Raw genomic sequence first — 24,759 nt, 5'->3', positions numbered from 1 at the left:
GCGTCTCCGGGATAAATGCCCGTGGGACGCTTTTTTTACGGTAACCTATAGGCCTTAGTTATTCATATGATAAAGCTTTTGTAATAAAACTGTAATCAGCCAGGCGTATCTTTTGATTGCGTTTTGTAAAAACCTCCTTTAGAATGGTGGAACAGCTGAATTTTTTTGTGAGGTGATCAACATGGCATACAGCTTATTATTTGGTGGAATTTTAATGGAAGTAATCGGGAGCTTTTTCTTAAAACGAGCAAACGGTTTTCGGAATTTGATACCCAGTATGATGGTATTAGTGAGTTATTTTAGTTCGTTAGTTTTAGTCACAATGGCAATGCGGCACTTACCATTAGGGATAGCGTATGCCTTGTGGGCCGGATTAGGTACGGTGGCAACCGTGATTTTAGCGGTTGTCGTCTATCGTGAACGATTAAGCTTAGCACGTGTGAGCGGGCTAATGGCGATCGTGATTGGGGCCGTATTACTGAACATTTAAAAAGGGGGCAATGCAGATGCGTGCATGGATTCAATTAGGGTTAGCAATCGGGGTTGAAATTATTGGGACGAGTTTGTTGAAATTGTCCGCTGGCTTTAGCCATTTATGGATTGGCATGATTGGGATGGTCTTATATGGCTTAGCAATTTTTAGTTTTTCAATGGCCTTACGCCGAATTCCATTAAGTGTGGGCTATGCGATTTGGGCTGGCGGCGGCACCGCCATCACCAGTTTGATTGGCGTCTGGGCCTTCGGTGAAATTTTGAGTGGTCCTAAACTAGTCGGATTGATTGCCGTGATTATCGGGGTGGTTTTGTTGAACCTACCTGTCAAGGCGAGCAGTCCACGACCCGTTCGGCGTTGGCGGTCACGGACTAGCCGCGATTAAATAAAAATATAAAGTAAAACTCGACCTAAACGAAATTTTCGTTTAAGTCGAGTTTTTTAGTGGTTGATTTAAGCTTCTGACCAGACACTTTTAGCAGTATCAATAACTAATTGAAGTTTTTCCCATTGATCAGCTTCGGTGAGTTGGTTACCTTCTTCAGTCGAGGCAAAACCACATTGCGTGGACAACGCTAAGTTTTCTAAGGGAACTTTGGTAGCGGCCGTTTGTAACCGTGCTTTTAAATCTTCAGGGTTTTCAAGTTCAGGAAATTTAGAGGTCACTAGTCCTAAAACAAGTCGTTTGTGGGTATCGTGGTTCCAGATTTGTGCGAGCGCATCAAAGTTACCATCGCGTTCATTATCGTATTCTAAGAACAAGCCATCATAGTTGAGCTGACCCAAATACTTGGCAACGACATCGTAACTACCAGAGAAGAGGTAAGTGGACTTAAAGTTGCCGCGGCAAATGTGGGTCGTTACCGTTAAATCAGTTGGAAGATCAGCCAAAGCCGCATTAATAACCGTCACGCCATCTTGAGAGAGTTGTTCAAAATGTTGCCGATCGCTGTCACTTAATTTTGGATCGTTAAGCTTGCTGATCAGAAATGCCCAAGTGGTGTCATCTAATTGTAAGTAGCGACAGCCAAGATCATAAAAATGCTGAATGGTGTCATGATAAGCGGCGGCAAGGTCGGTCAAATAGGCTTCCCAACTGTCGTAGAATTTTGCCCAGTTGTCACTACGGTTGTCGCGGAATAACATCGTTGGTGAGGGAATCGTTTGTTTGGCAAGGACACCGTCAGGGACGATCGATTGCAAGTAGCTGAAAGCTTTGAAGAAGGGGTGATCGGGGTTAAAGGCGACTTTGCCGACGAGTTCGGCATTATCGGTCCGGGTATGATCACCTTTGAATTTATAACTTTGATGATAATCGTATTTGCCAACGCCAGTTAAGCCCCAGAGAAAGTCCAAATGCCACCAGCTCCGTGAAAATTCCCCATCAGTGACGGCGTGTAAGCCAAGCTTAACTTGTTCATCAACGATGCGTTTGATTTCGAGTTGTTGAATCGTTAGGGCTTGATCAGCAGTAATGGCACCAGCAGCGAGTTGGGCGTGGGCTTGTTTCAAAGCTTGTGGTCGTAATAAACTCCCAACAACATCGTAGCGGAATGGTTTGGTTAAAGTTGAATTTGTCATATTGAGCACCTCATTAAGTATTTTTTGGAACGAAAAAACCGTCGTCCGATTGATAAAAAATCAATCAGGACGACGGTTAGCCGGGTTACCACCTGAGTTCAAAGCGAAACATGCCGCTTCCTCAAGCAGACCATGACAGTGTCAAGATCTGCAACTGCGGTAACGGGCAGTTAGCTCGCTGTTAGTTTATGTTAGACACTTGCCAACAGGACGTGTTAACGAAAGACCATCTTCGACCAAATCCCTGGCATCGTCTCACCACCCCGATGCTCGCTGAACAGTTCCTTGGTTTACTCATCTTTTAATCGTTCTTTAATGTTAACGTCATTCTACCGGTTCCAATTTTGAAAGTCAAGTTTCCATTAAACCGTGGGTCCCAACCCATGTGAAAGTGGTGGTAATGCTATAATAACGATTAGAAAAAAGATTTTGGGGGTTCGGTTATGGATCGACTGATTCGATTTTTAAAGCGTGACGATGTTGGCTTGTACTTAACGCTAGCATTTTTGGTTGTGATCATTTACTTGATGCGTGGGTTTGCCACGGTGGTGTTATTGACGGTGATCTTTGCTTTCTTAGCGGTCAAGGTTAGTCATTGGTTGAACTTGAAAACGCACTTGCCGTATTGGATTGCCGTGATTGTCGTATATGTGGCGGTACTTGGTGTTTTAATTGCGGCTTTGTCGTATGCAGCGCCAACTTTGGTGACACAATTGAAGGTGATTCCAGACATGTTGGCTAAAGCCATCACGAACCACCCAGTCTTGAATAAGAATATTGATAAATGGATTAACCAGGCGATTCACAGTAGTGAGCTGATTCAAAATGGTAAGTCGTTGTTGCTAACGGGGATTAAAGAGGCTGGTCAGATTGGGACGGGCTTCACGCACGTGTTGATGGCGATTTTCTTGAGCTTTATCTTTACGTTAACCCGGGGCCGGATGGTCAGTTTCGGTCGTCAGTTCTTACGATCGAAATTCAGTAAGTTCTTTAATAACGTCTATTTTTTAACGCGGAAGTTTGTCCTGATTTTAGGCAAAATCATTGAAACGCAACTGATTATTTGTACGATTAACACGATCCTGATGACGATTGGGTTTGTGATTATTGGGATGCCAAGTATCATGGTGCTGTCGATTATCGTCTTCATTTTAGGACTCGTGCCGGTAGCCGGGGTTCTGTTGTCCATGATTCCATTGACCTTACTGGCATTTGCGTCTGGTGGTTTAATTCGAGTGGTCGAGATTATCATGCTCGTGATTATTATCCATGCCTTTGAATCGTATTTCTTACATCCGCGACTCATGGCCGATCGTACCGATTTACCGGTCTTTGCGACCTTCATTACATTGATTATCATGGAAAGTTTGTTAGGTGCCTGGGGGTTAATCGTTGGGATTCCAATCGTGGCCTTTGCCTTAGATATTTTAGGCGTTCAAGATTCAGAACGTAAACGAATTGTTTCTAAATGACGGTAGTTTGAATTAGCCACCTCCGTCAGCCAGTGATTCTGCCGGCTGTGGGGACCGGTTTCAGCCAAAGACCGGGCTTCAACCTCGCTTTTGAGCCTAGCCAAAGCCACTAGTCTCAAAAGTCGTCCACATCGTAAGCCCGGAAAAAATCATCCGGACTAACGATATTTTCACGGCCGGCGCCATCACTGTCTGACTCCGGTTAGTCTATGGCCCCAAATTGATTTAATCATCGCTATTATAACCGAGAGTGAGCTAACATTGAGCCCAGCCGTGGGAGCTCTTAGCGATTTATCGCTTAGAGCTCGGCGTTTTTGAAACACGGGTTTAGTGGTTCAAAACGACGGTCCAGACCGCTCTTTGGCTGGGCCGGTCCGCCCACAGCGTTCCGGCTCAAGGTGGGTGAACGGTAGGTGGCAAGAGTGCGGAATCTTGATCGTTGAACCCTCACCATATCAGCGACTATTGCTAAAAAGTGAGTCTGAGAATTTATTCTCAGACTCACTTTTTGATTTCAGTTAACGAATACTAAGGGCACGTGAATGACGTTGTTGGTAGACCGGCATGAATTTTTTAGTTGAAATCCATTGGACTTTGTTTGACCAAGACTTTTTCATGTAAGGATCGGCGACTAAGAAAGCACCGCTTTTATAGCCGACTAAGGCCAAGACATGATAAGGCCGATAACTGTCCATGTTCCAGGCCCCAGAAAAGACCACTGCATTACCGCGTTTAACCTCGCGGATGAGCTGGTTCTTAGTGGCACCAGTGATGTTGGTGGCTTTAGCGTCGTAGGTCTTAGCGTACTTAGTTAACGGCTTTGGATAAATCGTCCAAATAACGTTTTTAGGACTGTCTTTATATGGATTGCCGAAGAATCCCGTTTTGGGTGACTTGCTCTTAGGCATCTTTGTGATGAGCTGTTTCAGACTGGTCTTAGTGGCTAAACCTTTAACCGATAAGGCCATCTTTAAACTGGCAGCTTCACAAGCGTTAGGCGCATATAAAGGATAGAGCTGACTTGTATACGTGTAAGGTAAAACGTAGACTGATTGGCGCTTTAAATAGTTCTGGTTGACCCAGCCAATCGTTTTGCCCCGACGACTCAATTGAAAATATTTCTGCCCATTTAACGTAGCATAACGATCTAGTTGATAAGATTTCGACACCAATGATGACTTAGCTTTAGTGGCTTTGGCGGTGAGGGTTGTCTTTACCTGCGCATTTTTTTGCAAGGTGCGACTATTGTAATGCCGGGCACTGTGCGTAGTGGTTGCTTGACTCGTTGTGCTTAGTAATAACCCACCGACGACTGCGACTAGACTTAGCAAAAGTTTCGTGACTTTCATGAGAACTCCTTTGATTAATGCATATGAATGGCAAACTGTGGCTGACGGGTTTTAATTTTAGAAATATGGACATTTTGCCCGGCTTCTTCGATTAACTGCCCGTGACCGATTGCCATGGCGACGTGGTACGTGTAGGCTTCACCGCGTCGTTGCCAGAACAACAAATCCCCAGTATTGGCGTGTTTAACGGCGACATGTTTGCCTAATTGTTGTTGGACCCCCGTCATGCCACCGATATCTTTATGGGTGACATCTAAGTAAACTTGATTCACGAATGTAGCACAATCTAAACCACCGAATGGGTTACGCCCAGCGTAGCGGTAGGGAACGCCAAGATAACGTTTAGCATCTTTGACTAGCCGGGTTTTAACTGACCCAGTGTGTGGTACGCTGCCTTTAAAGGTCCGATTGCGTTTGCTGGTGATGACCTGGCGATCCCAAGTGGTCTTGCCAGTAGTCAGGCTAACTTTAAGTGTGTGCTTGGGCGCTTTGATCGAAATGATCTGGTGACGAGAATAGCCCACCCGGACTTTTTGACTGCCCAATTTAAGGGTGACACCTTGTCTTTTGGCGAGCGCATGGTAAGCAACTAAGTAATTGCCGTGCGTCGTTTTATCGGTGTAGACGTAGACGGTTCCATTTTTTAGCGTCCGCACATTGACCCAATGGTTGGCATAACTAGAAAACTTAGTGCCTTGTTTGCTGGCGTAAGTCGTATAGCTGACATTACGAACTTTCCCCGCTTTATTTTGGCCTAAATAAACCGATTTAAATGAATTTAACCGACGATCCGTGGTGGTCGTTATATCTTTGTTTTCGGCTTTAGCATAGGCTGCTTCTTGATTAAACACCGAATTATAACTAGCTTGAGCTGATTGCTGCCCACTAAAAAGACCCAGTAGCACGGCCGTTGATAACAGGGCCACTGGGATGAAACGAACTTTCATAATATCCCTCCTAAGTAAACTGCATTTATGATCTCCCTTCTTTAGTCTAAGCGTTTTAAGCTGTAATTGAAATAGCTTTTAAACTGACGTTAACGCGGCGGACAGTTATGATGAATCGATTGATTAGTTAACGTTGGATCAGTGGCCGGATTGGTAAAAAGTGGCGTGGTCTCCTCCAAGACGTCACTAAAGGCTAAGCCATACCAGGCAGCGGCGGCCGGCGTGATGTTTTGTAGTAAGATACGACCGCCAATCAGGAGCCGATCCCAGTGACCCATCGTCGGATAATGGCTCAAATCCATAATTTGTTGATTTTGTACGACAAACTTAAAGTCACCAACTTGGCGTGGTTGAGTTGTCCCATATCGTGGTTGTTGGGGATCGATAACTTGGCGCTTCATCAGATCAGTCACAATTTCGCGCAAGTAAATCGTGACATGCTGGGATTTTTTAAAGCCTAAGTTTAACTTAACAAGCACAATATTGCGCGTATTTAACATATCGACCGTGTAGTTGCAGTCATAAGGTCGGTTGGTTTCGTTAATGGTGATAAACCAGTACACTTGTGCGCGTTTCGGGCGTTTATCTAAAATCGAATAAAGAATTGATCGTTTGAGATGGTAAGTGGCATCGACCTTAGCGAGATAAACCAAGTTGGTGGCAAATAGTGGGACCTGAGTATCTTGACTAAGTTGACTGAGCTGATCGCGATAGTCGAGTAAGTTGAGCTGTTCTTGATCACGGTTATAATGCAAGCGCCGCTGATTACCGAAGTGCCAGACGACCATGATGGCGAGAATCACTAAAGTTAAGCCCAGTGTGAGATAGCCGCCATGGATGAATTTAGTCAGACTGGCAACTAGAAAAATCGTTTCTAGACTCCCGAAACTAAGCAAAAATAGGCTAGCTAGGCCGTGATGACCACGCTGTTTGATGAATCTGGATAAGAGGAGGGTGGTCATCAGCATCGTGATCGTGATCGCCAATCCGTAAGCGGCTTCCATGTGTGCGGAAGTTTTAAACCACCAAACAATCGTCAAAGTGATCCCACATAAAAGCCAATTGACCGCACCAATGTAGATTTGATTGCGAACCTGACTGGGGTGTTTGATGATCATGCGCGGTAGAAATTTGAGCCCAATTGCTTCATCAACTAAGGTATATGATCCGGTAATCAAAGCTTGTGAGGCAATAATTGCCGCTAAGGTGGCTAGTAAAATTAACGCCACGCGCCAATTAGCCGGAATCATCTCATAGAAGGGATTAAGGTTAGTGGCATTTTGATAACTAGTTTGCTGATAGTGATTGATAATCCACGTGCCTTGACCGAGATAGTTCAAAATCAGCGTCGTAGCCACTAGCGGCCAAGTCGCGTCAATGTTGGCTTTACCAACATGGCCTAAGTCCGAGTAGAGGGCTTCAGCACCAGTTGTAGCTAGAAAAACACTGCCAAGAATGAAAATGCCCATTTTGTTAGTGGGGCTAACGAGTAATTGCAATGCATAGATGGGAGACAGTGCTTTGAGAATTTGGGGTGCTGTTTGAATGTGAACGAGACCGATGCTACCGATTATGAGAAACCAGATGAGCATAATCGGTCCAAAAGAGCGCCCAATCATGCTCGTACCAAAACCTTGGATCATAAATAAAGCCAGTAAGATTAGGGTGACGGCGATCGGTACCCATAAAGTGTGTTGATTAAGGCTGGCCGTTACGGGTAAGCCACGTAAACCTTCAACGGCTGATGTGACGGTAACGGCGGGAGTTAAGGTGCCATCGGCTAGTAAAGCCGCACCACCAATCAAGGCTGGTAAGATGAGCCAACGTGCTTGATTGCGAACCAGCGCATAGAGCGCAAAAATCCCACCTTCGTGATGATTATCGGCGCGTAACGCAATTAAGACGTACTTAATTGTTGTAATCAGCATTAACGTCCAAAAAATGAGTGAGACACAACCGATGACATAAGTTGGCGTGGCTTTTTTTAGTGGCCCGGCATCATTAATAATGGCATTCATGACGTAGAGTGGTGAGGTCCCGATATCGCCATAGACGACCCCTAACGTGATGAGCATGCCTAACCAGGATCGGCTTTGGAATGAGTGTTTGTCCATGTTTAATTGCCCCCCATAGCTTGGTAACTATTAGGATACGCGTCTTATGAATAAGGTGGTGTGGGTGACCATTATTAGTTAGTGAATTTCGACCGTTTGTTGGGTTGATTTGGTTAGTTCAGTGAGCAGACCGCTCAAATTGGTGTTGGAAAGGCTTTCTTGATAAAATGAAAGTAAGTTAAGCAGTGGCAAAAAACAAGGAGGACTTAAGATGAAAAAAGTCATTTTATTATTACTAGCCCCCCTCATGCTAGCGGGGTGTCAGGCACCAGAGTCGGCAACAGAATCAAGTGTCAGTTCATCTTCGACTAGTCAGCAAACATCGACTAAAACCACCGTGGCTAATCCAAAGACCATTAAGGTGAGTTTAGCGACGGCAATCAAACGGTATCACAAGCAGTTTGGTACCCATGCGGCTATCAGTGAGATCAAGGTTGAACGTGAAAATGGTCGTTATGAATACGACGTTAGTGGTTTGGATCAGCAGTATGAGTATGAAATGGTGATCAATGCCAATACTGGTAAAGTCTTGCGGCATTCGCGTGAGAAGCTGGAAGCCGATGATCAAGATGAACAGACAACTAGTCAGATTGATCCAAATCAGTTAACGACACTCACGAAAATTTCCGAAGCGGCTACCAAGAAATTTGGTGGTGGCACGGCTGTGGAATGGTCACTAGATCATGAAAACGGGGAAATCTTGTGGGAAGTTAAAGTGAACAAAGGAACGCAGACGTCAGAAGTTCAAGTTAATGCCTATACCGGCAAAGCGGTGCGGATCGTGGAGACTGAAACAACGGACGATGATGACTAATTTATGTAGTTACCAATGAGGTCAGCATAATTCTTGTTTGTCGGACACGTGATAATGACCAATAAAAGAAGCGAGATATGAGCTAATTTTAAGCTTACATCTCGCTTCTTTTATTAACGGATAAGATTGTTTATTTTGTTTCTCCAGTCCCCAACTTAGAATGCTTAACCGAATACCCAAAGTAAACGCCCATCCCAATCGCTAACCAGATCACAAATCGTAACCAAGTCACGGTCTTCAAGTTAATCAACAAGAACACGCAGCAGATAATCGACATGATTGGTACGAATGGGACAAATGGTGTCCGGAATGGCCGACGTAAGTTAGGTTGGGTCTTCCGAAGCCGCAAGATTGAGAAGGAAACTAGCACGAAAGCGGTGAGCGTCCCAATGTTCACCAATTCCGCCAAGTCAGCCAATGGAACTAGGCCACCGATGATCGCGGCGATGCAACCAAACAAGACGGTGGAAGAAACGGGTGCCCCGGTCTTTTTACTGATTCGGCTAAACAATGGTGGGAGTAAGCCATCACGTGACATTGAAAATGAAATGCGTGTTTGCCCATATAAGCAAACCAACATCACGGTTGTCATCCCGAGAATAGCCCCAAGATCAACAATTCCGGCTAACCAGTTTTGCCCAGAGTAGACGAGAACGGCGGAAATCGGATGATCGATGTACTTAGCAAACATCCGAAATGGGACGACCCCCGTCATAATCGCAGAAACGGCGACATAGAGTACGGTACAAATTCCGAGTGAGAGTAACATTGATTTTGGCAAAGTTTTAGCGGGTTCTAGCGTTTCTTCAACACTTGAGGAGATGGCATCAAAACCGATAAAGGCAAAGAAGACGCTAGATGCGGCACCGAAGACGCCTTTCATCCCGAATGGCAAGAGTGGTGTCCAGTTAGCAGGTTTCACGAAGCGCACTGCGGTGAAGATAAACAGTAACACAACGGCGAGTTTGATCACCACCATAATGTCATTAATCCGTTTAGTTTCTTTGACGCCTAACGAGAGTAACAACGTGATTAACATAATAATGGTGAAGGCGGGTAGGTTGAAGTAACTGGTTACACCGGGAACCGACCCATATGCCGCGGTTAAAACGGTTGGTAGTTTTAAGCCAAAACCGGCAATAAAGGATTGAAAATAGCCGGACCAACCAGCGGAGACGGTCGACACCGCAAAAAGGTATTCCAGCATCAAGTCCCAGCCGATAATAAAGGCCACGATTTCACCTAAAGTGGTATAAGAATACGTATAGGCCGAGCCACTTTCTGGCACCATTGCGGCGAATTCGGCGTAACAGAGTGAGGCGAACAAACAAGCAATCGCGGCGAGGACAAACGAGATCATCAACCCTGGTCCAGCAATTAAGGCGCCAGTCCCGGTTAACACGAAGATCCCGGTCCCAATAATGGCCCCAATTCCGAGCATCGTGAGATCAAATGTTTTGAGTTCTTTTTTCAAAGGACTGTGATAATCAGCTAACATAGCCCCAATATCTTTCTTACGTAACAAATGTGTATGCGTTAGATCCATGATCATCGCCCCATTTCAATTTGATTGGGCTCTATTTTAGTCGGATTCAATTATTTTTCACTGGCTTATTTAACTAAAATTGAAAGCATTACTGGTTAATTTAGCTAAATAATTGTTAAAACCGAACAATCCTTTGGAAATAGTCGAATTGATGACGACCTTGAACGATCGTTGACCAGATCAGTTGATAAAGGAACGCTACTGTTAAGCGATGTTCAAGTATTTTTTAATGAATGATTTTTGTAAAGTTAATTTTTCAAGCGACCGACAAAAAACCGACTACTTAACTGGTAGTCGGTGAAATCATTGACTTAATGTTGACGACGATAATGACGGTAGGCGATTACTAATAAAATAATAATCAGTAAAATGCCCACGGCTGCTTTTGGACCAGCCACCCGTTCACTAAGATGAAACAAGCGAATGGGTCCGAGTCCGTGAATCCCCAAGAAACTTAACATCATTCAACCTCCATGACAAAATTATCACTGGTTTTTCCAAAAAAATCAATTAATAGAATTGTAAAATGTTATTATCTGATGACTATCTGCGTTAAAATAAAATTATCATTAATTTAGGTGGGTGCCTCAATTGCAATATATTTTGCCAATTATCAATGTCATTGTGATTATTAACGCGGTCGCGGCGGTAATCACAGTGTTTCGGGATCGGCGTGATATTGCGGCGACTTGGGCATGGTTGTTAGTGTTGATCATGATTCCAGTGGCCGGCTTTATTGCCTATGCCTTTCTAGGGCGGAAGTTACCGAAAAATCGGTTATTCCGATTGAAAAAAGAAACCCAGATTCGTTTGGAGCAAGCGATTCAGCGGCAACGCGACGAACTGGGCACTGAACTCATGCCGGCTGATGCGGTCACAAGTTCAGTACGGGGAATGGTTAGTTTATTTCTCAATTCCGATGGCGCATTACTAAGCCGGAAGAATCGCGTTAAGATTTTTACCGATGGGCACGACAAATTTCATGCGATGTTTCAAGATATTGAAGCCGCTAAAAAACACGTGCACATCGAATATTACACTTTTTATAATGATCAGATCGGGAATGACTTACTACATTTGTTAGAACGCAAAGCGGCTCAAGGGGTCGATGTGCGCGTCTTATATGATCCATGGGGGTCAATGGGGACTTTTCGGAGTTTCTTCAAACACTTAGAAGAACTTGGCGGTCATGCCCGGCCATTCTTGGGCGCACGTTCAGCGGTCTTAGACTTTCGACTCAACTTCCGCGATCACCGGAAGATTGTGGTGACGGATGGTCGTGTCGGCTATGTCGGTGGCTTCAATGTTGGCGATCAATATTTAGGTCGCGATAAAAAGTTTGGGTATTGGCGCGATACCCATTTACGGATTGTCGGTTCTGGGGTGTTTGAATTACAAGAACGCTTTATTCGTGACTGGAACGCGACTGATGCGGAACATCGGATTGTGCCGAATAACGAAATGTTCCCTGTGATTAAAGTGAAAGGGAATACATCGCTACAGATTGTCTCAAGCGGTCCTGATAGTGATGCGCAACAGATTAAACTTGGTTATATTAAGATGATTACCACCGCGCAACATCGGTTGTGGATTCAATCGCCATACTTGATTCCGGACGATTCAGTGCTCGATGCGATTCGAATTGCGGCGATGTCGGGGGTCGATGTGCGGATTATTGTCCCGGACAAACCCGATCATGCCTTTGTTTATCGGGCCACTCAGTATTACGCACGGGAACTCGCTGAAGCGGGTGTGAAGATCTATTACTACAATAATGGGTTTATTCACGCTAAAACGATGGTGATCGATGGTCAAGTGGCCTCAGTTGGCTCGGCGAATATGGACTTCCGTAGCTTTAAGTTAAACTTTGAAGTTAACGCCTTTCTGTATGATACGGAATTAGCTCAACAGCTAGAAGCAATCTTCTTAGAAGATTTGACTAAGAGTAGCTTAATTACTGTTCAGGATTTCCAAAATCAATCGTTCTGGCTGAAATTTAAACAGACTTTCTCACGGTTATTATCACCGATTCTGTAAGCAAAAATCGCCTCCCAAATGGAAGGCGATTTTTTAGTCTAAATAAAGTTGACGTAAGGTTTTAATATCTGATTGGCTTAAGCCTAAGACTTCCCGCAAATAACCGATTCCACCACCATAAATGTCATCGAAAACATTGAAGATCATTTTTAAGTTATCGGCTTCAACGTTTAATTGCGAGTTGAAGCGACTGGCTAAGTCCCCGTTATTTGCTTCGGTAATAATGGTATCGTTATCGACTTGATCGGCAGCCATAAAGACGGCGTTAGTTAGTAAGTAGTCTTGAACAATGGTTTCGCGTGGGACATCTAAGGCCGTCATAATGAGTGTCCCGGCGACACCAGTCCGATCTTTGCCGGCCGCACAGTGGAAGAGCACTGACTGGTCAGGTTGATCGTTAGCGAGTAGGGTGGCGAATAAGTTTTGCCACACCTTGACAGGATGCGCATCGGTGACCATTTTGGCATAAGTTTGGGGGCCAAAAGTGTCATCGGTGCCCATCTGTTTAAACAGACGTTTAAGCCGACGATCAACGCGCCGGTCGGTAAACGGATAAACGGATGTATTCTGATAGTTAGTCTGGGTTGGATAGCGATCTGGTGACATCTGAGACTCGCTAGCTTGACGCAGGTCAATGTCATAGCGTAGGCCGTAATCGTCCAGATAAGCTAAATCATGGGCCGATAACAGTGACATGCCGCCACATCGTAGCAGTTTTTGCCAGCGAATGGTTTGCCCACCGGTCGTGGCATAACCACCGAGTTCGCGAAAGTTAATACCATGTTCCAACCGTAAAACGCGGTTATGTTCCATATGAATTACCTCGATTAGTCTAATAAAGTAAGTATAACCGGTTTTACGACGAAACGGCAGGAAAAAGGGGTAAAGATTTTAGTAAGAGTGGGGATGAAAACAGTAACCAACGGATTCCGGTAATTTTTCAAAACAAAATCATGCTTTTAGCCTGATTCCCGTCACAAATTCTTCATGAACCCTCGTTATACTATGTCCATAGTCAATTAAGAAATTCCCCGTTTCTAATTGACACCCTAACTTAAAATTCATTTACCCCCCCAGTAATGAATCTATGTGTGTGACTTAACTTATATATTTCCATCCCTTTTTCCACCGGATTCCCCGTCCGGTGGTTTTTTTTGTTGTATCCAGAACTAAAAAATTAAAACTTTTTGGTAGAAAGCGGTCACCTGCGTCAGCCAGTGATTCTGCCGGCTGTGGGGACCGGTTCCAGCCAAAATGCGGGCTGCCACCTCGCTTTTGAGCCTAGCAAAAACCGCTAGTCTCAAAAGTCGTCCACATCGTAATCCCGAAAAATTCATCCGGACTAACGATGTTGTCACGGCCGGCGCCATCACTGGCTGACTCCGGTTATATGGCGAATACAAATAGTAAGCACTATCATAACCGAGAGTGAGCTCACATTGAGCCCAGCCGTGGGAGCTCTTAGCGATGTATCGCTTAGAGCTCGGCGCTTTTGAAACGCGGATTTTTGCGGTTCAAAACGACGGTCCAGACCGCTCTTTGGCTGGGCCGGTCCGCCCACAGCGTTCCGGCTCAATGTGGGCGAACAGTAGGTGGCAAGCGGGGGTATCTTTGATCAGTGAACACTTGCCATATTAGCGATTGTTGTTAAAACGTAACTTTCAATCTTCAATCAAAAAAACGCCCGACAACTTGTCGGACGCATTTGGGGGTTAATCCCCGTTATAAATTGAATTTTTTACCACGACATAATCACATTTCGTGATCGCTTTAAGGTCGCGACCACCCGCATATGAGATCGAGGATTGTAAATCTTCTTGCATTTCATTCAAGGTATCCGCTAAATGACCACGATAGGGCACGAGCATTTGTTTACCTTCAACGTTTTTATGTTCGCCTTTTTGCGTTTCACTGGCGGAACCATAATATTGTTTGTATGTTTTACCGTCAATTTTAAGCAGGTTACCCGGAGATTCTTTGTGCCCAGCTAGCATTGAGCCGACCATCACCATCGTCGCACCAAAGCGCATCGACTTGGCGATATCTCCGTTAGTTCGTACGCCACCATCCGCAATAATGGGTTTGCGGGCGGCTTTGGCACACCAGCGTACCGCAGCAAGTTGCCAACCGCCAGTCCCAAAACCGGTCTTGATCTTAGTGATACAAGCTTTACCCGGACCAACGCCAACTTTAGTGGCATCGGCACCAGCGTTTTCAAGATCACGGACTGCCGCAGGTGTCGCCACATTGCCGGCAATGACGAAACTGGTTGGCAAAGCTTCTTTGATATACTTGATCATCTCGATCACACTGTCGGCGTGACCGTGAGCAATATCGATGGTGATATATTCAGGTACCGTGTCAGCTGCCGCTAATGCAGCAATAAAGTCATATTCAGAAGCTTTAACCCCAACTGAAATCGAAGCGAAAAGCTGTTTTTTATGCATCGTTTCAATGAAAGCTTGTCGTGTTTCAGGGGCGAAGCGGTGCATGATGTAGAAGTAACCGTTGGCTGCTAACCAGCCGGCTAAATCGGCATCAATGACGGTTGCCATATTGGCGGGCACGACTGGAATCTTGAAGGTGCGGCCACCAAGTTCAACGGTCGTATCGGCTTCGGAACGACTATTAATGACACATTTGTTTGGAATCAGTTGAATATCTTCGTAATCAAAAATCTCCATGCTTAAACCCTCCTGATGCAGTGACGGTTAGTTCCAGATGTCGTGATCGATCACGTTAGTTTGATCGCGATCGGGACCAACAGAGAAAGTTGCCACTTTAACGCCAACTAACTCTTCGATGCGTTTCAAATAGTTACGCGCATTTTCAGGTAATTCGGCTAATGTCTTAACGCCAGTAATATCTTCATCCCAACCTGGTAATTCATCATAGATCGGTTTGCAAGCTTCGAGTTCTTTCAAGCTGGCAGGGTAATGATAGATGGTTTCGCCGTTTAAGTCATAAGCGGTACAGATTTTGATGGCTTTTAAGCCAGTCAAAACATCTAAACAGTTCAAGCTTAAGTGGGTTAAGCCAGAAACACGTTTGGCATGACGCAAGACGACACTATCGAACCAACCGATCCGACGTGGGCGTTTCGTCACGGTCCCATATTCATGAGCGGTTTCACGAATGAAGTTCCCAGTTTCATCGAAGAGTTCAGTAGGGAATGGGCCATCACCAACGCGAGAGGTATAAGCTTTTAAGACGCCGACACAGTTGTCGATCTTAGAAGGTCCAACGCCACTCCCAATAGTCACACCACCAGCAACGGGGTTAGAGGAGGTCACATATGGGTAAGTCCCTTGGTCGATATCTAACATGACGCCTTGTGCGCCTTCAAATAAGACCCGTTTACCATCATCTAACGCATCGTTGATGACCACAGATGTATCAGTGACGTATGGTTTCAAGGTCTGACCGTATTCATAGTAAGGTTCAAAAATATCGTCAAAGTTTAATGGTTCCAAATCATACAATTTTGTGATGATTTGGTTCTTTTCTTCAAGGTTGCGTTTTAATATGGCGGCAAATGTATCTTTATCTAATAAATCTGCCACGCGAATCCCGATCCGTTCGGCCTTGTCCATGTAAGCTGGGCCGATCCCTTTATTAGTCGTCCCGATCTTGCCACTACCTTTGCCTTTTTCTTGGGCACTATCAAGGGTGATGTGGTAAGGCAAGATGACGTGGGCACGGTTAGAAATCCGTAAGTTATCAGGTTGGACGCCGTTATCACGTAAGTATTGCAATTCTTCAACGAGTGATTTTGGATTTAAAACGACGCCATTACCGATGATACTTAACTTATCATGGAAGAAAATCCCTGATGGAATGAGTCGTAATTTGAAAGTTTTACCATTAAATACGATGGTGTGACCAGCGTTATCGCCACCTTGGTAACGTGAGACCACATCTGCTTCTTGACTTAAAAAGTCCGTGATTTTTCCTTTACCTTCATCGCCCCATTGGCTCCCTACTACTACAACTGATGCCATAATTCTTCCACCTCATTAAATTAGTTTAATTATGAATGTTCGAATACGTTGGTTGGCTAAACGTTCACCAACTCACCAGCAAAAAGTATAGCAATTTTAACGTCAGAACGCAACCTAAAATCCGAATGTTCTTAATTTACTATCTTTATATCGTTCATGATTAACGTATTTTAGTTCAATTAACGATGACTGAATTGAAAATAACTGAAAAATAACAGATGCTTTTCATGATTGGTTGCTAGGATTAAATGATGGCGTGTGGTATAATAATGTTCGTGTTTTGTTGACGAATAAGCAAAAAGAAATGAGGATTAGCAATGATTGATCGTTATACGCGGCCCGAGATGGGCAAAGTATGGTCCCTTGAAAATCAGTATCAAGCTTGGTTAGCGGTGGAAATCGCTGCCGATGAAGCCTGGGCTGAGTTAGGTAAGATTCCAGCGGCCGATGTCGCTAAGATTCGTAAAAATGCTAAATTCGATGTTGACCGGATTGCGGAGATCGAAGCGGTTACTCATCATGACGTGGTTGCCTTTACGCGCGATGTTTCAGAATCGCTAGGTGACGAACGCAAATGGGTTCATTATGGGTTAACGAGTACCGACGTGGTCGATACAGCCCAAGGCTATCGATTGAAGCAAGCCAACGCAATTATTCGCCAAGATTTACAAGCCTTGCGTGAAACGTTAGCGCAACAAGCTAAAAAATATAAATATACGGTTGAAATGGGTCGGACCCATGGTGTGCATGCCGAACCAACGACTTTCGGGTTAAAACTGGCTCGTTGGTATGCGGAAATTAATCGGGATATCGAACGCTTTGAACACGCGGCAGCCGGTGTTGAAGCTGGTAAAATCAGCGGTGCCGTTGGGACGTTTGCCAACATTCCACCATTTGTTGAAAAATTTGTCTGTGATCAATTAGGATTACGGGCTCAAGATATTTCAACCCAAGTGTTACCACGGGATTTGCATGCTGAATATATCGCTTCATTAGCTTTAATTGCTACTGGCGTGGAAGTCATTGCCACGGAAATTCGAGGCTTACAAAAATCCGAAACCCATGAAGTTGAAGAATTCTTCAATAAAGGGCAGAAGGGGTCATCAGCGATGCCACATAAACGGAATCCAATTGGTTCTGAAAATGTGACTGGTTTAGCGCGGGTAATTCGCGGCCATATGATGACGGCTTACGAAGATGTGCCATTGTGGCATGAACGTGATATCTCACATTCATCTGCTGAACGGTTAATCTTGCCAGATACGACCATTTTGACGGACTACATTTTGACGCGGATTAATAAGATTGTCAGCAACTTAACGGTCTTTCCAGAACGAATGAAGACCAATATGGATGCCACGTATGGGTTGATCTATAGTCAACGCGTCTTGCTCAAGTTAATTGATACCGGTATGTCACGGGAAGCAGCCTATGATTTGGTGCAACCATTGACAGCCCAATCATGGGATCAACAATTGCAATTCAAGCCATTGGTTGAAAGTAACGCCGAAATTCGCCAACACTTAGATCAAGCCGCGATTGACGATGCTTTTGATTACCATTATCATTTGCGTCATATCGATGATATCTTTAAGCGCTTAGGTTTAGATGACTAAAAATTGAGTCAAGAGGAATGCCACTGTGGCGTTCCTCTTTTTTTGTGACTTGAATTTCAGTAAATGATAACAATTACTGTTTACAAAATAACAAAAGATTGGTAACCTTTAAAAAGTAATGATTACTATTTAAATTTCTGGGAGGAATTTTTAATGCAACGTAAACACGCAATTTTGATGTTACTAGTTGGGATTTTAGGAAGTCTGGGGTTATTAGCAGGATGTCAAAAAACATCCACGACTAACACGAATAAGATTAAAGTTGTGGCGACGACTAACTTTTATGGTGAAGTTGCCCGAGCGGTTGGGGGTAAGCACGTTCAAGTGACATCGGTGATTAATAAACCATCGGTAGACCCGCATGATTATGAACCAACGGCGACAATTGCAACAACAGTCGCTAAGGCTGATGTCGTGTTAGCCAATGGTCTAGGCTATGATGGTTGGATGAGTAAGCTAGTCAAGAACGCGCCAGATGCGACTTATTTACGGGTCGGCGAAACGATTATGCATAAAAAATCCGGCGTCAACGAACATTTATGGTATAACGCCAAGACCATGCCTGCTGTGGCTAACGCGTTAGCTAAGCAATATGCCAAAGCCCAACCTAAGTATAAAGCGCAATTTAAAGCCAATGCTAAGAAATACATTGCGTCTTTGAAGCCGGTTGACCAAGCACGGGCTAAGGTGAAAAAGGCCGCCAATAAGCTAGCCACAAAAAATGTGTTAGTGAGCGAACCAGTCTTTGACTATGCGTTACAAGATTTAGGGTTCAAAGTCACCAATAAAAACTTTGAAAATGCCGTTGAAAAGGGGACTGATCCGTCGCCAAAAGTGATCCAACAAATGCAACAACAATTGAAAACGGGTAAAGTTGCTTTCTTTGTTCAGAATAAACAAGTTAGCGATAAGATGGTGACCAATATGGTTAAATTGGCTAAGCAGAATAAGGTTCCTGTGTTACAAGTAACGGAAACCAAGCCAGCTAATCAGACGTACCAACAATGGATGGTGAGCCAATATTCGGCCTTAGCCAAACTTTTGAAATAATCATGACTGTTCATTTTGACCCGCGAGGTGGACAATAGATGTAAACATACAGAGAGCGGGTAGACAGATGCAAGCTTTAATTGCGATTGATTCTTTTAAAAAGTCAATGACGAGCCAGCAGGCCAATCAATTGGTCGCGACGCAATTCGCGGCCCATGGGATTAAATCCCAGACGATTGCCATTGCGGATGGTGGTGAAGGGACGGTCGCGGCCTTTTTAGCCAATCAATCTGGTGGCGAAGCGATCACGGTATCGACGGTTGATTTAGCACAACGACCAATTGACGCCACTTATGGTTATTTTTCCGCTGACAAGTTGGCGGTGGTTGAAGTAGCCGCTGCTTCAGGCATTCAATTTTTAGCACCAGGATTAGATCCAAGCAATACCAACACGTATGGTACTGGACTGTTGATTAAAGCTGCGATTGAACGTGGTGCCCAAAAAGTGATCGTTGGGTTAGGCGGTAGTGGCACAGTTGATGGGGGTGCTGGAATTTTACGGGCGCTAGGCTATCAGTTCTACGACGCTGAAGATCATGAATTAACGATGGTCGGTGCGGATCTTGGTCGAGTGTCACGAGTTGAATCTGATCATGTTTTGCCAGCACTCAAAACGGTGCAGTTTGTGACGGCTTCCGATGTGACGAATCCTTTAACTGGTGAACAAGGGGCCGCCGCGATTTTTGGTCCACAAAAAGAGTTGGCCGTTTCAGCGATTCCGGCTTATGATCAAGCGATGCAACATTATATGGCGGTCGTGGCTGGTCAAGTTAGCGACCAAGCTGGTGACGGTGCGGCTGGTGGGATCGGTTTTGCATTACGGCAATGTTTAGGTGCTAAGGTGCAGTCCGGATTCCAATTGATTGCGCAATTAAGCGACTTAACGGCTAAAGTGGCACAAGCAGATATTGTTATTTCTGGTGAAGGTCAAGTGGACGATCAGAGCTTTATGGGTAAAGTGCCCATTCAGATTAGTGAACAAGCCCAAACGGCGGGCAAACCGTGTTACTTATTGGTGGGTAGTCAAAAAGGCGCCAATCATGCCTTTGCTGACCATGGGGTGACCGCGGTGTTGCCGATTGTCGATCATGTATCGACACTAGATGAAGCAATGCAACAAGGCTCGACTAATTTAGCTAAAATGGCGGATCGGTTAGCTCGAATTATTGTGGCAACAACTAAAATGTAGATCGGTTAGGAGCGCGTTAGTCCATATTCTTAAGGACTGACGCGTTTTTTTAAACAATAAAATGTCATGTATAATTGACAAAAGTAACCATTTTGTTATGATGAGTATGTCATATATATATGACACGGTGAAAGGAGTAGCTCAATGAATCGGGTAAAGTCTTATCGTCAGCGGCAGCAGTTATCGCAACAAGCACTAGCAACACAAATTGGGGTGGCACGGCAGACGATTAATTTGATTGAAAATGATAAGTACAATCCGTCGTTAGCCCTCTGTATCAAGTTAGCACAGGCATTGGGGACGGATTTAAATGGGTTATTTTGGGAGGATGATGGGGATGGCAACAACAATATTAACTAAATTTGTACGTCATTTTTATGGCTACGATGGCGTTTGGGACGAATATAAATCGCAAGTGGTGAATCGGATCGGTAACCGGGCGTTTATCTGGTTGTTAAGCTATGTTGTGATTAGTACGGTTTTAGCAATGGCTGCAGCTTTTCAATACGAGAATGCGTTTTGGGCGTTGATGGTTCTAAATGTGCTAGTCATTCAATTGATTGGTGGGCTAGCTATTTATGCAATTAAGGAAGCGGGTATTCTAGATGAGACGATTACAAAGGCTAACTTAAAACGGTCACGCAAAGTCGCGTTACGGCGGTGGTTAGGTAATGTGATTCAATTTATAGTGACGATTTATGTGGTAGAGGCCTTTCTTGCTAGTTTGTTAAATCAACAAGCAATGACCACAACGCTATTAGATCATCATCTGATGATTAATTGTTTGTGGACAGGCTTGAGTTGGGGCGTCATCACGTTAATTTTTAGATTGATTACCTTAAAACCAGAACATTAAACGAAGACCGCCATCATTCAAATTCGGATGATGGCGGTCTATTTTGTTGATTAGCTTTTATAATTTTGGCAGATACCGATTCAAAAAGGCACTGACATGTTTTTCATAAGCAGCCGGGTCAATCCAAAAGCTTTCGGCATGGGTGGCGTTAGGCACTTGCCACATCATCTTAGGACCTTTGGCAGCACGGTAGTTTTTCTTGAGCATCCAGCTAGGCACGTAAATATCTTTTTCACCATGAATAAAGAAAATCGGTAATTTATTGTGGCGTAACTGTTCAACTGAGCTAACATCGCTTAAAAAGTACCCCATCCGGTGACGATTAATAAAACTAACAATCGGCACGAACGGATATTTTGGCAAGTGAAATTGTTCTTTCAATAAGTAGGCTAATTCTTCTTCAATGCTGGTATAACCACAGTCGGCGATGATTGCTTTGACTTGTGCGGGGAGATCTTCACCGCTCATCATTTCAACGGTGGCGCCACCCATACTGACACCGAAAAGCACGATTTCAGTTTGTGGTCCATTTTGTTTAATGACTTGGTTGATCCATTCTAGGTAGTCGCGGCGATCTTGCCAACCGAAACTAATGTATTTACCGGCACTTTTACCATGACCTCGATCATCCGGTAGTAGGACATTATAGCCCATGTTATGGAACATATAGGCATAATTGGCCATCGTTTCACCGTCACCTTTGTAACCATGCGAAATGATTACGGTACGGTGGCTGGCGGCTTTCGCTGGGACGTATTTTGCGACCAACCGATTCGCTTGATCATCGGGATTAAGCGTCCAATCCTGAACTGGTTGTTGCTTCAGCCACTTGACGTAGGCCCAGTAAGCATCGGCGTACTTTTGTTTATCAGCCGAGGTTTCTGGAACATAATCAACGCGTTTAAACGCAAAGTTATATAATTTTTCACTAGCGATGAGGCTGGCGGTAAATAGTGCCAGTGGGGTTGCTAATGCTGCGACTAAGCCGCGTTTTTTCATCTTTCATCCACTCCTTATGCAGTGATTATCATACGCTTGTCGTTTTTGACTTGGCAAGTTAAGTGTCGCAAGTCGTTACTTTTTTCTGAAAAAGATTACCGTCTGCTGGCACAAAAAAAGCCATCGCTTTACGCGACGGCAAAAGGAGTAGTTCGTTTCGCTAGGTTGGAGTGCCCAACGAGACTATTTTTCATTAACTTTGGAGGAGTAAATGAAAAAAGGTATGGTAATTGAGTGACAAGTTCAATTGCCATGTCCTTAGTATAACCCAGTTTGGGCGGTAAATAAAAAAGTTTCTGCTATAAATTATGATAATCGTAAGTAATAACCAGTAAAGTGGTTAGTTGACTGACCAAGTTATGGCGTGGTTGTGAAGATGAGTTGAAACGTTGGTCTGCTCGTTTCACGCTGCATAAAAAAACCACCGTATCGGGGAATACGGTGGAAAAAGGAGTAGGGTAAAGCTGCGATGGGGAGTCGCAGCTTACTATGAATTTCATTACTTTGGAGGAGTAAATGAAAAATTTTAGGTTGTGTAAAGTAGCAATGAGTTCTGCCTCAATTGCTATGATGTTATCATACCGAGGTCCTGTGAAGAATATGTGAACGAATCGGTCCGATGTGATGAAGAATCCCCTAAGCATTTGTTAAGGGTTAATCTTGGTCACGTTGACCACCGAAAATTAGGATTAGTCGCAGTAGTTGAAGGAAAGTCGATAAGGCAGCCGCAACATAAGTTAAAGCGGCGGCTGTTAAAACTTTACGGACCATCGGCACTTCGTCAGGGGTTAAGACATGACCATCTGATAAGATTTGTAGGGCCCGACGAGACGCATTGAATTCAACTGGCAAGGTGACTAATTGAAACACCAATGCCAGTGAGAATAACGCAATGCCCAAATGAATCAAGGTGGTGTTGTAACTCAACAAGACCCCCACAATGATTAGTGGCAAGGATAAGCTTGACCCGATGTTTGCAACGGGGACTAACGCTGTTCGTAAGCGCATTGGCGCGTAATTAACATGATCTTGAACTGCATGACCACATTCATGTGCCGCAACGCCAATTGCGGCCACGGACGTTGAGTTGGCAGTGGATTCGGATAGGCTCAAGACTTTGGTTTGACCATTATAGTTATCAGTGAGATCCCCACTGATAGCTTGAACGCCAACGTTGTGAATGCCGGATTGGTCTAAAATAAACCGCGCCGCTGCAGTGCCAGTCGTATTGGATTGGCTCCGATAGGCGTCATATTTTCTAAAAGTACGGTTAACGTAACTCGATGCAGCCATGGAAATGACCAGGCCAAGGATGACTAGGATATAAGTCGGATCAAAAAAGAACACGGCAATTCCTCCTAAAGTTGGTTTAAGGTATTATGCCGTATTCTAGCAAATCTGGTATCTGTTGGTCAATAAACTTGGTGCCCATTTTGATAGACCAGTTTGTCGGGTTGCTGCACGGCTTTAACATCCGCTAACGGATTATCGTGCAACACTAAGAAGTCCGCGTAATGTTGTGGTGTCAGGCTGCCATAGTCGTCGTCAATTTGCATTAAGACGGCTGAGTTATGGCTGGTTTTAAGGGCATCAAATGGCGTGGCCCCATTTTCGACCATTAACTGGAATTCCACGGGTGTCATCGAGAAGTCATTAAATGGGGTCCCGGCATCAGTGTCCAGCGTAATTTTGACGCCACGGTCCCACGCATGCATGACGTTGTGACAAATATCGTCCCAAGCGTCGGTGGATTTCTTAACCTCCCAGTCAGGCAGCTTTCCCGGTCCAAAGGTAGGAATCGTCCAGGCAGCGACAAACGTTGGAGTTAAATAGGTGCCTTGTTCAAGCATACGATCGATTTCGTCATCGTTGACATAACAACCGTGTTCAATGGAATCGACGCCAGCTTTTAACGCGTTAAAAATGCCGGGATTGCCTTCCGCGTGAGCCGCCACAATGTGTCCTTTGTGATGAGCTTCAGCTACGGCTACCTGCATTTCTGGAATCGTTAATTGGGGATCATCCATAAAATCGCCAGGTGTCATGACGCCACCGGTTGCCATCAGTTTAATGGCTTTTACACCATCACGTAGGGCAGTGCGGACGGCTTTGCGCATCTCATCAGGGGAATCGACTAGCTTACCGAAGTTAGGAAGATCACCATGACCACCTGTAATGGAGAAAGGTTGACCAGATGGTAAAATGTGTGGCACTTGTGAAAGCTTGCCGTCAGCACGAAGTTGTTCTAAAACGACATCGATATTGAAGGTACAGCCACATTCGCGAATATAAGTAACGCCAGATTTTAAGAGCGTGTGCAGACTATTGACCGCGCGGACGGTTGCGGTGATGACATCGACACCGGTGTCACCACTTCCAACGGCGGGATTCATTGTGATATGGGTGTGGGCATTAATTAGGCCGGGCATGACATATTGGCCTTTCAAGTCAATCGTGTGATCGCTTAGCGGCGCATTACCGGTTCCTAAGACACTGATTTTGCCGTCACCGGTAACGGTGAACCAAGCCTGGGTTTGCAAAGTTGGCTGAATGCCATCAAATAAGGTGCAGTTTTTAAATGTTGTGGTCATCGTTGTTCACTCCAATCCGTAAATTAGTGACAGCTTACGGCGAGTATCGTTAGTTGGTCAACGAAAGGCATGACTTTGACGGTGGTTCTCTGTAATTGAGTGGT

General features: G+C 44.6%; 22 protein-coding genes. 10 read left to right on the top strand and 12 right to left on the bottom strand.

The genetic code is table 11. From position 1 onward, the window contains the following. Window positions 1-181: 181 nt before the first annotated feature. Together FFM84_RS15170 and FFM84_RS15165 are read left to right on the top strand one after the other, a co-directional pair. Window positions 182-490: a DMT family transporter gene (locus tag FFM84_RS15170; RefSeq protein ID WP_130846289.1), complete on the top strand. Its 309-nt coding sequence runs from the start codon at window positions 182-184 to the stop codon at window positions 488-490. Window positions 491-506: 16 nt separating this feature from the next. Continuing rightward, complete coding sequence (locus FFM84_RS15165) at window positions 507-878, top strand: DMT family transporter (RefSeq protein ID WP_130846288.1); 372 nt, start codon at window positions 507-509, stop codon at window positions 876-878. Between the two features lie 68 nt (window positions 879-946). On the opposite strand, the gene FFM84_RS15160 is transcribed toward FFM84_RS15165, so the two are convergent. Next, window positions 947-2,074, bottom strand: a complete 1,128-nt coding sequence (locus FFM84_RS15160) for a vitamin B12 independent methionine synthase (RefSeq protein ID WP_130846287.1) — start codon at window positions 2,072-2,074, stop codon at window positions 947-949. A 443-nt stretch (window positions 2,075-2,517) separates the two neighbouring features. Between FFM84_RS15160 and FFM84_RS15155 the strand changes: the two genes are divergently transcribed. After that, the gene (locus tag FFM84_RS15155; RefSeq protein ID WP_130846286.1) at window positions 2,518-3,546 is read left to right on the top strand and encodes an AI-2E family transporter; all 1,029 of its coding nucleotides are present in this window, start codon (window positions 2,518-2,520) and stop codon (window positions 3,544-3,546) included. Window positions 3,547-4,064: 518 nt separating this feature from the next. Here FFM84_RS15155 and FFM84_RS15150 read toward each other — a convergent pair. The 3 genes from FFM84_RS15150 to FFM84_RS15140 form a co-directional block, all read right to left on the bottom strand. Next, a complete protein-coding gene (locus tag FFM84_RS15150) occupies window positions 4,065-4,895 on the bottom strand; it encodes a C39 family peptidase (protein WP_130846285.1) in 831 nt (276 codons plus the stop codon). A gap of 14 nt (window positions 4,896-4,909) precedes the next feature. Beyond that, complete coding sequence (locus tag FFM84_RS15145; protein ID WP_130846284.1) at window positions 4,910-5,842, bottom strand: C40 family peptidase; 933 nt, start codon at window positions 5,840-5,842, stop codon at window positions 4,910-4,912. 89 nt (window positions 5,843-5,931) lie between these two features. Next, entirely contained in the window at window positions 5,932-7,956 is a 2,025-nt protein-coding gene (locus FFM84_RS15140; RefSeq protein WP_130846283.1) for a KUP/HAK/KT family potassium transporter, read from the bottom strand. Window positions 7,957-8,167: 211 nt separating this feature from the next. Between FFM84_RS15140 and FFM84_RS15135 the strand changes: the two genes are divergently transcribed. Then, the gene (locus tag FFM84_RS15135) at window positions 8,168-8,770 is read left to right on the top strand and encodes a PepSY domain-containing protein (protein ID WP_137643815.1); all 603 of its coding nucleotides are present in this window, start codon (window positions 8,168-8,170) and stop codon (window positions 8,768-8,770) included. Between the two features lie 130 nt (window positions 8,771-8,900). On the opposite strand, the gene bcaP is transcribed toward FFM84_RS15135, so the two are convergent. Beyond that, window positions 8,901-10,316: a branched-chain amino acid transporter BcaP gene (gene bcaP / locus FFM84_RS15130; protein WP_130846281.1), complete on the bottom strand. Its 1,416-nt coding sequence runs from the start codon at window positions 10,314-10,316 to the stop codon at window positions 8,901-8,903. A gap of 311 nt (window positions 10,317-10,627) precedes the next feature. Then, window positions 10,628-10,777: a hypothetical protein gene (locus FFM84_RS16195; RefSeq protein WP_165444413.1), complete on the bottom strand. Its 150-nt coding sequence runs from the start codon at window positions 10,775-10,777 to the stop codon at window positions 10,628-10,630. 130 nt (window positions 10,778-10,907) lie between these two features. Between FFM84_RS16195 and cls the strand changes: the two genes are divergently transcribed. Further along, a complete protein-coding gene (cls, locus tag FFM84_RS15125) occupies window positions 10,908-12,353 on the top strand; it encodes a cardiolipin synthase (protein ID WP_165444412.1) in 1,446 nt (481 codons plus the stop codon). Between the two features lie 33 nt (window positions 12,354-12,386). On the opposite strand, the gene FFM84_RS15120 is transcribed toward cls, so the two are convergent. The 3 genes from FFM84_RS15120 to FFM84_RS15110 all read right to left on the bottom strand — a co-directional run bounded on the left by FFM84_RS15120 (window position 12,387) and on the right by FFM84_RS15110 (window position 16,354). Continuing rightward, the gene (locus FFM84_RS15120; protein WP_130846279.1) at window positions 12,387-13,166 is read right to left on the bottom strand and encodes a tyrosine-protein phosphatase; all 780 of its coding nucleotides are present in this window, start codon (window positions 13,164-13,166) and stop codon (window positions 12,387-12,389) included. Window positions 13,167-14,065: 899 nt separating this feature from the next. Continuing rightward, a complete protein-coding gene (locus tag FFM84_RS15115; RefSeq protein ID WP_130846278.1) occupies window positions 14,066-15,037 on the bottom strand; it encodes a GMP reductase in 972 nt (323 codons plus the stop codon). Window positions 15,038-15,064: 27 nt separating this feature from the next. Then, a complete protein-coding gene (locus tag FFM84_RS15110) occupies window positions 15,065-16,354 on the bottom strand; it encodes an adenylosuccinate synthase (protein WP_130846277.1) in 1,290 nt (429 codons plus the stop codon). Window positions 16,355-16,671: 317 nt separating this feature from the next. Between FFM84_RS15110 and purB the strand changes: the two genes are divergently transcribed. The 5 genes from purB (at window position 16,672) to FFM84_RS15085 (ending at window position 21,065) form a co-directional block, all read left to right on the top strand. Next, a complete protein-coding gene (gene purB / locus FFM84_RS15105) occupies window positions 16,672-17,970 on the top strand; it encodes an adenylosuccinate lyase (protein WP_130846276.1) in 1,299 nt (432 codons plus the stop codon). 153 nt (window positions 17,971-18,123) lie between these two features. Beyond that, complete coding sequence (locus tag FFM84_RS15100; RefSeq protein ID WP_130846275.1) at window positions 18,124-19,020, top strand: metal ABC transporter solute-binding protein; 897 nt, start codon at window positions 18,124-18,126, stop codon at window positions 19,018-19,020. Between the two features lie 67 nt (window positions 19,021-19,087). Further along, on the top strand, window positions 19,088-20,209 hold the full coding sequence (locus FFM84_RS15095; protein WP_130846274.1) for a glycerate kinase family protein: 1,122 nt from the start codon (window positions 19,088-19,090) through the stop codon (window positions 20,207-20,209). Between the two features lie 144 nt (window positions 20,210-20,353). Further along, window positions 20,354-20,569 carry a helix-turn-helix transcriptional regulator gene (locus tag FFM84_RS15090; protein ID WP_130846273.1) on the top strand — a complete coding sequence of 72 codons (216 nt, stop codon included), beginning with the start codon at window positions 20,354-20,356 and terminating at the stop codon, window positions 20,567-20,569. After that, window positions 20,547-21,065: a DUF3278 domain-containing protein gene (locus FFM84_RS15085; RefSeq protein ID WP_165449996.1), complete on the top strand. Its 519-nt coding sequence runs from the start codon at window positions 20,547-20,549 to the stop codon at window positions 21,063-21,065. The genes FFM84_RS15090 and FFM84_RS15085 overlap by 23 nt, the downstream gene beginning before the upstream one ends. Before the next feature lie 57 nt (window positions 21,066-21,122). Here the strand turns inward: FFM84_RS15085 and FFM84_RS15080 are convergent, their stop codons facing one another. The 3 genes from FFM84_RS15080 to FFM84_RS15070 all read right to left on the bottom strand — a co-directional run bounded on the left by FFM84_RS15080 (window position 21,123) and on the right by FFM84_RS15070 (window position 24,655). Next, complete coding sequence (locus FFM84_RS15080; RefSeq protein ID WP_130846271.1) at window positions 21,123-22,064, bottom strand: alpha/beta hydrolase; 942 nt, start codon at window positions 22,062-22,064, stop codon at window positions 21,123-21,125. Between the two features lie 654 nt (window positions 22,065-22,718). After that, window positions 22,719-23,411, bottom strand: a complete 693-nt coding sequence (locus tag FFM84_RS15075; RefSeq protein ID WP_371852228.1) for a zinc metallopeptidase — start codon at window positions 23,409-23,411, stop codon at window positions 22,719-22,721. A 65-nt stretch (window positions 23,412-23,476) separates the two neighbouring features. Beyond that, the gene (locus tag FFM84_RS15070; protein ID WP_130846269.1) at window positions 23,477-24,655 is read right to left on the bottom strand and encodes a metal-dependent hydrolase family protein; all 1,179 of its coding nucleotides are present in this window, start codon (window positions 24,653-24,655) and stop codon (window positions 23,477-23,479) included. Window positions 24,656-24,759: the final 104 nt, after the last annotated feature.

The sequence above is a fragment of the Lactiplantibacillus mudanjiangensis genome (assembly GCF_005405385.1).
Classification (GTDB): Bacteria; Bacillota; Bacilli; order Lactobacillales; family Lactobacillaceae; genus Lactiplantibacillus; species Lactiplantibacillus mudanjiangensis.
This window is presented reverse-complemented; position numbering and strand designations above follow the sequence as displayed.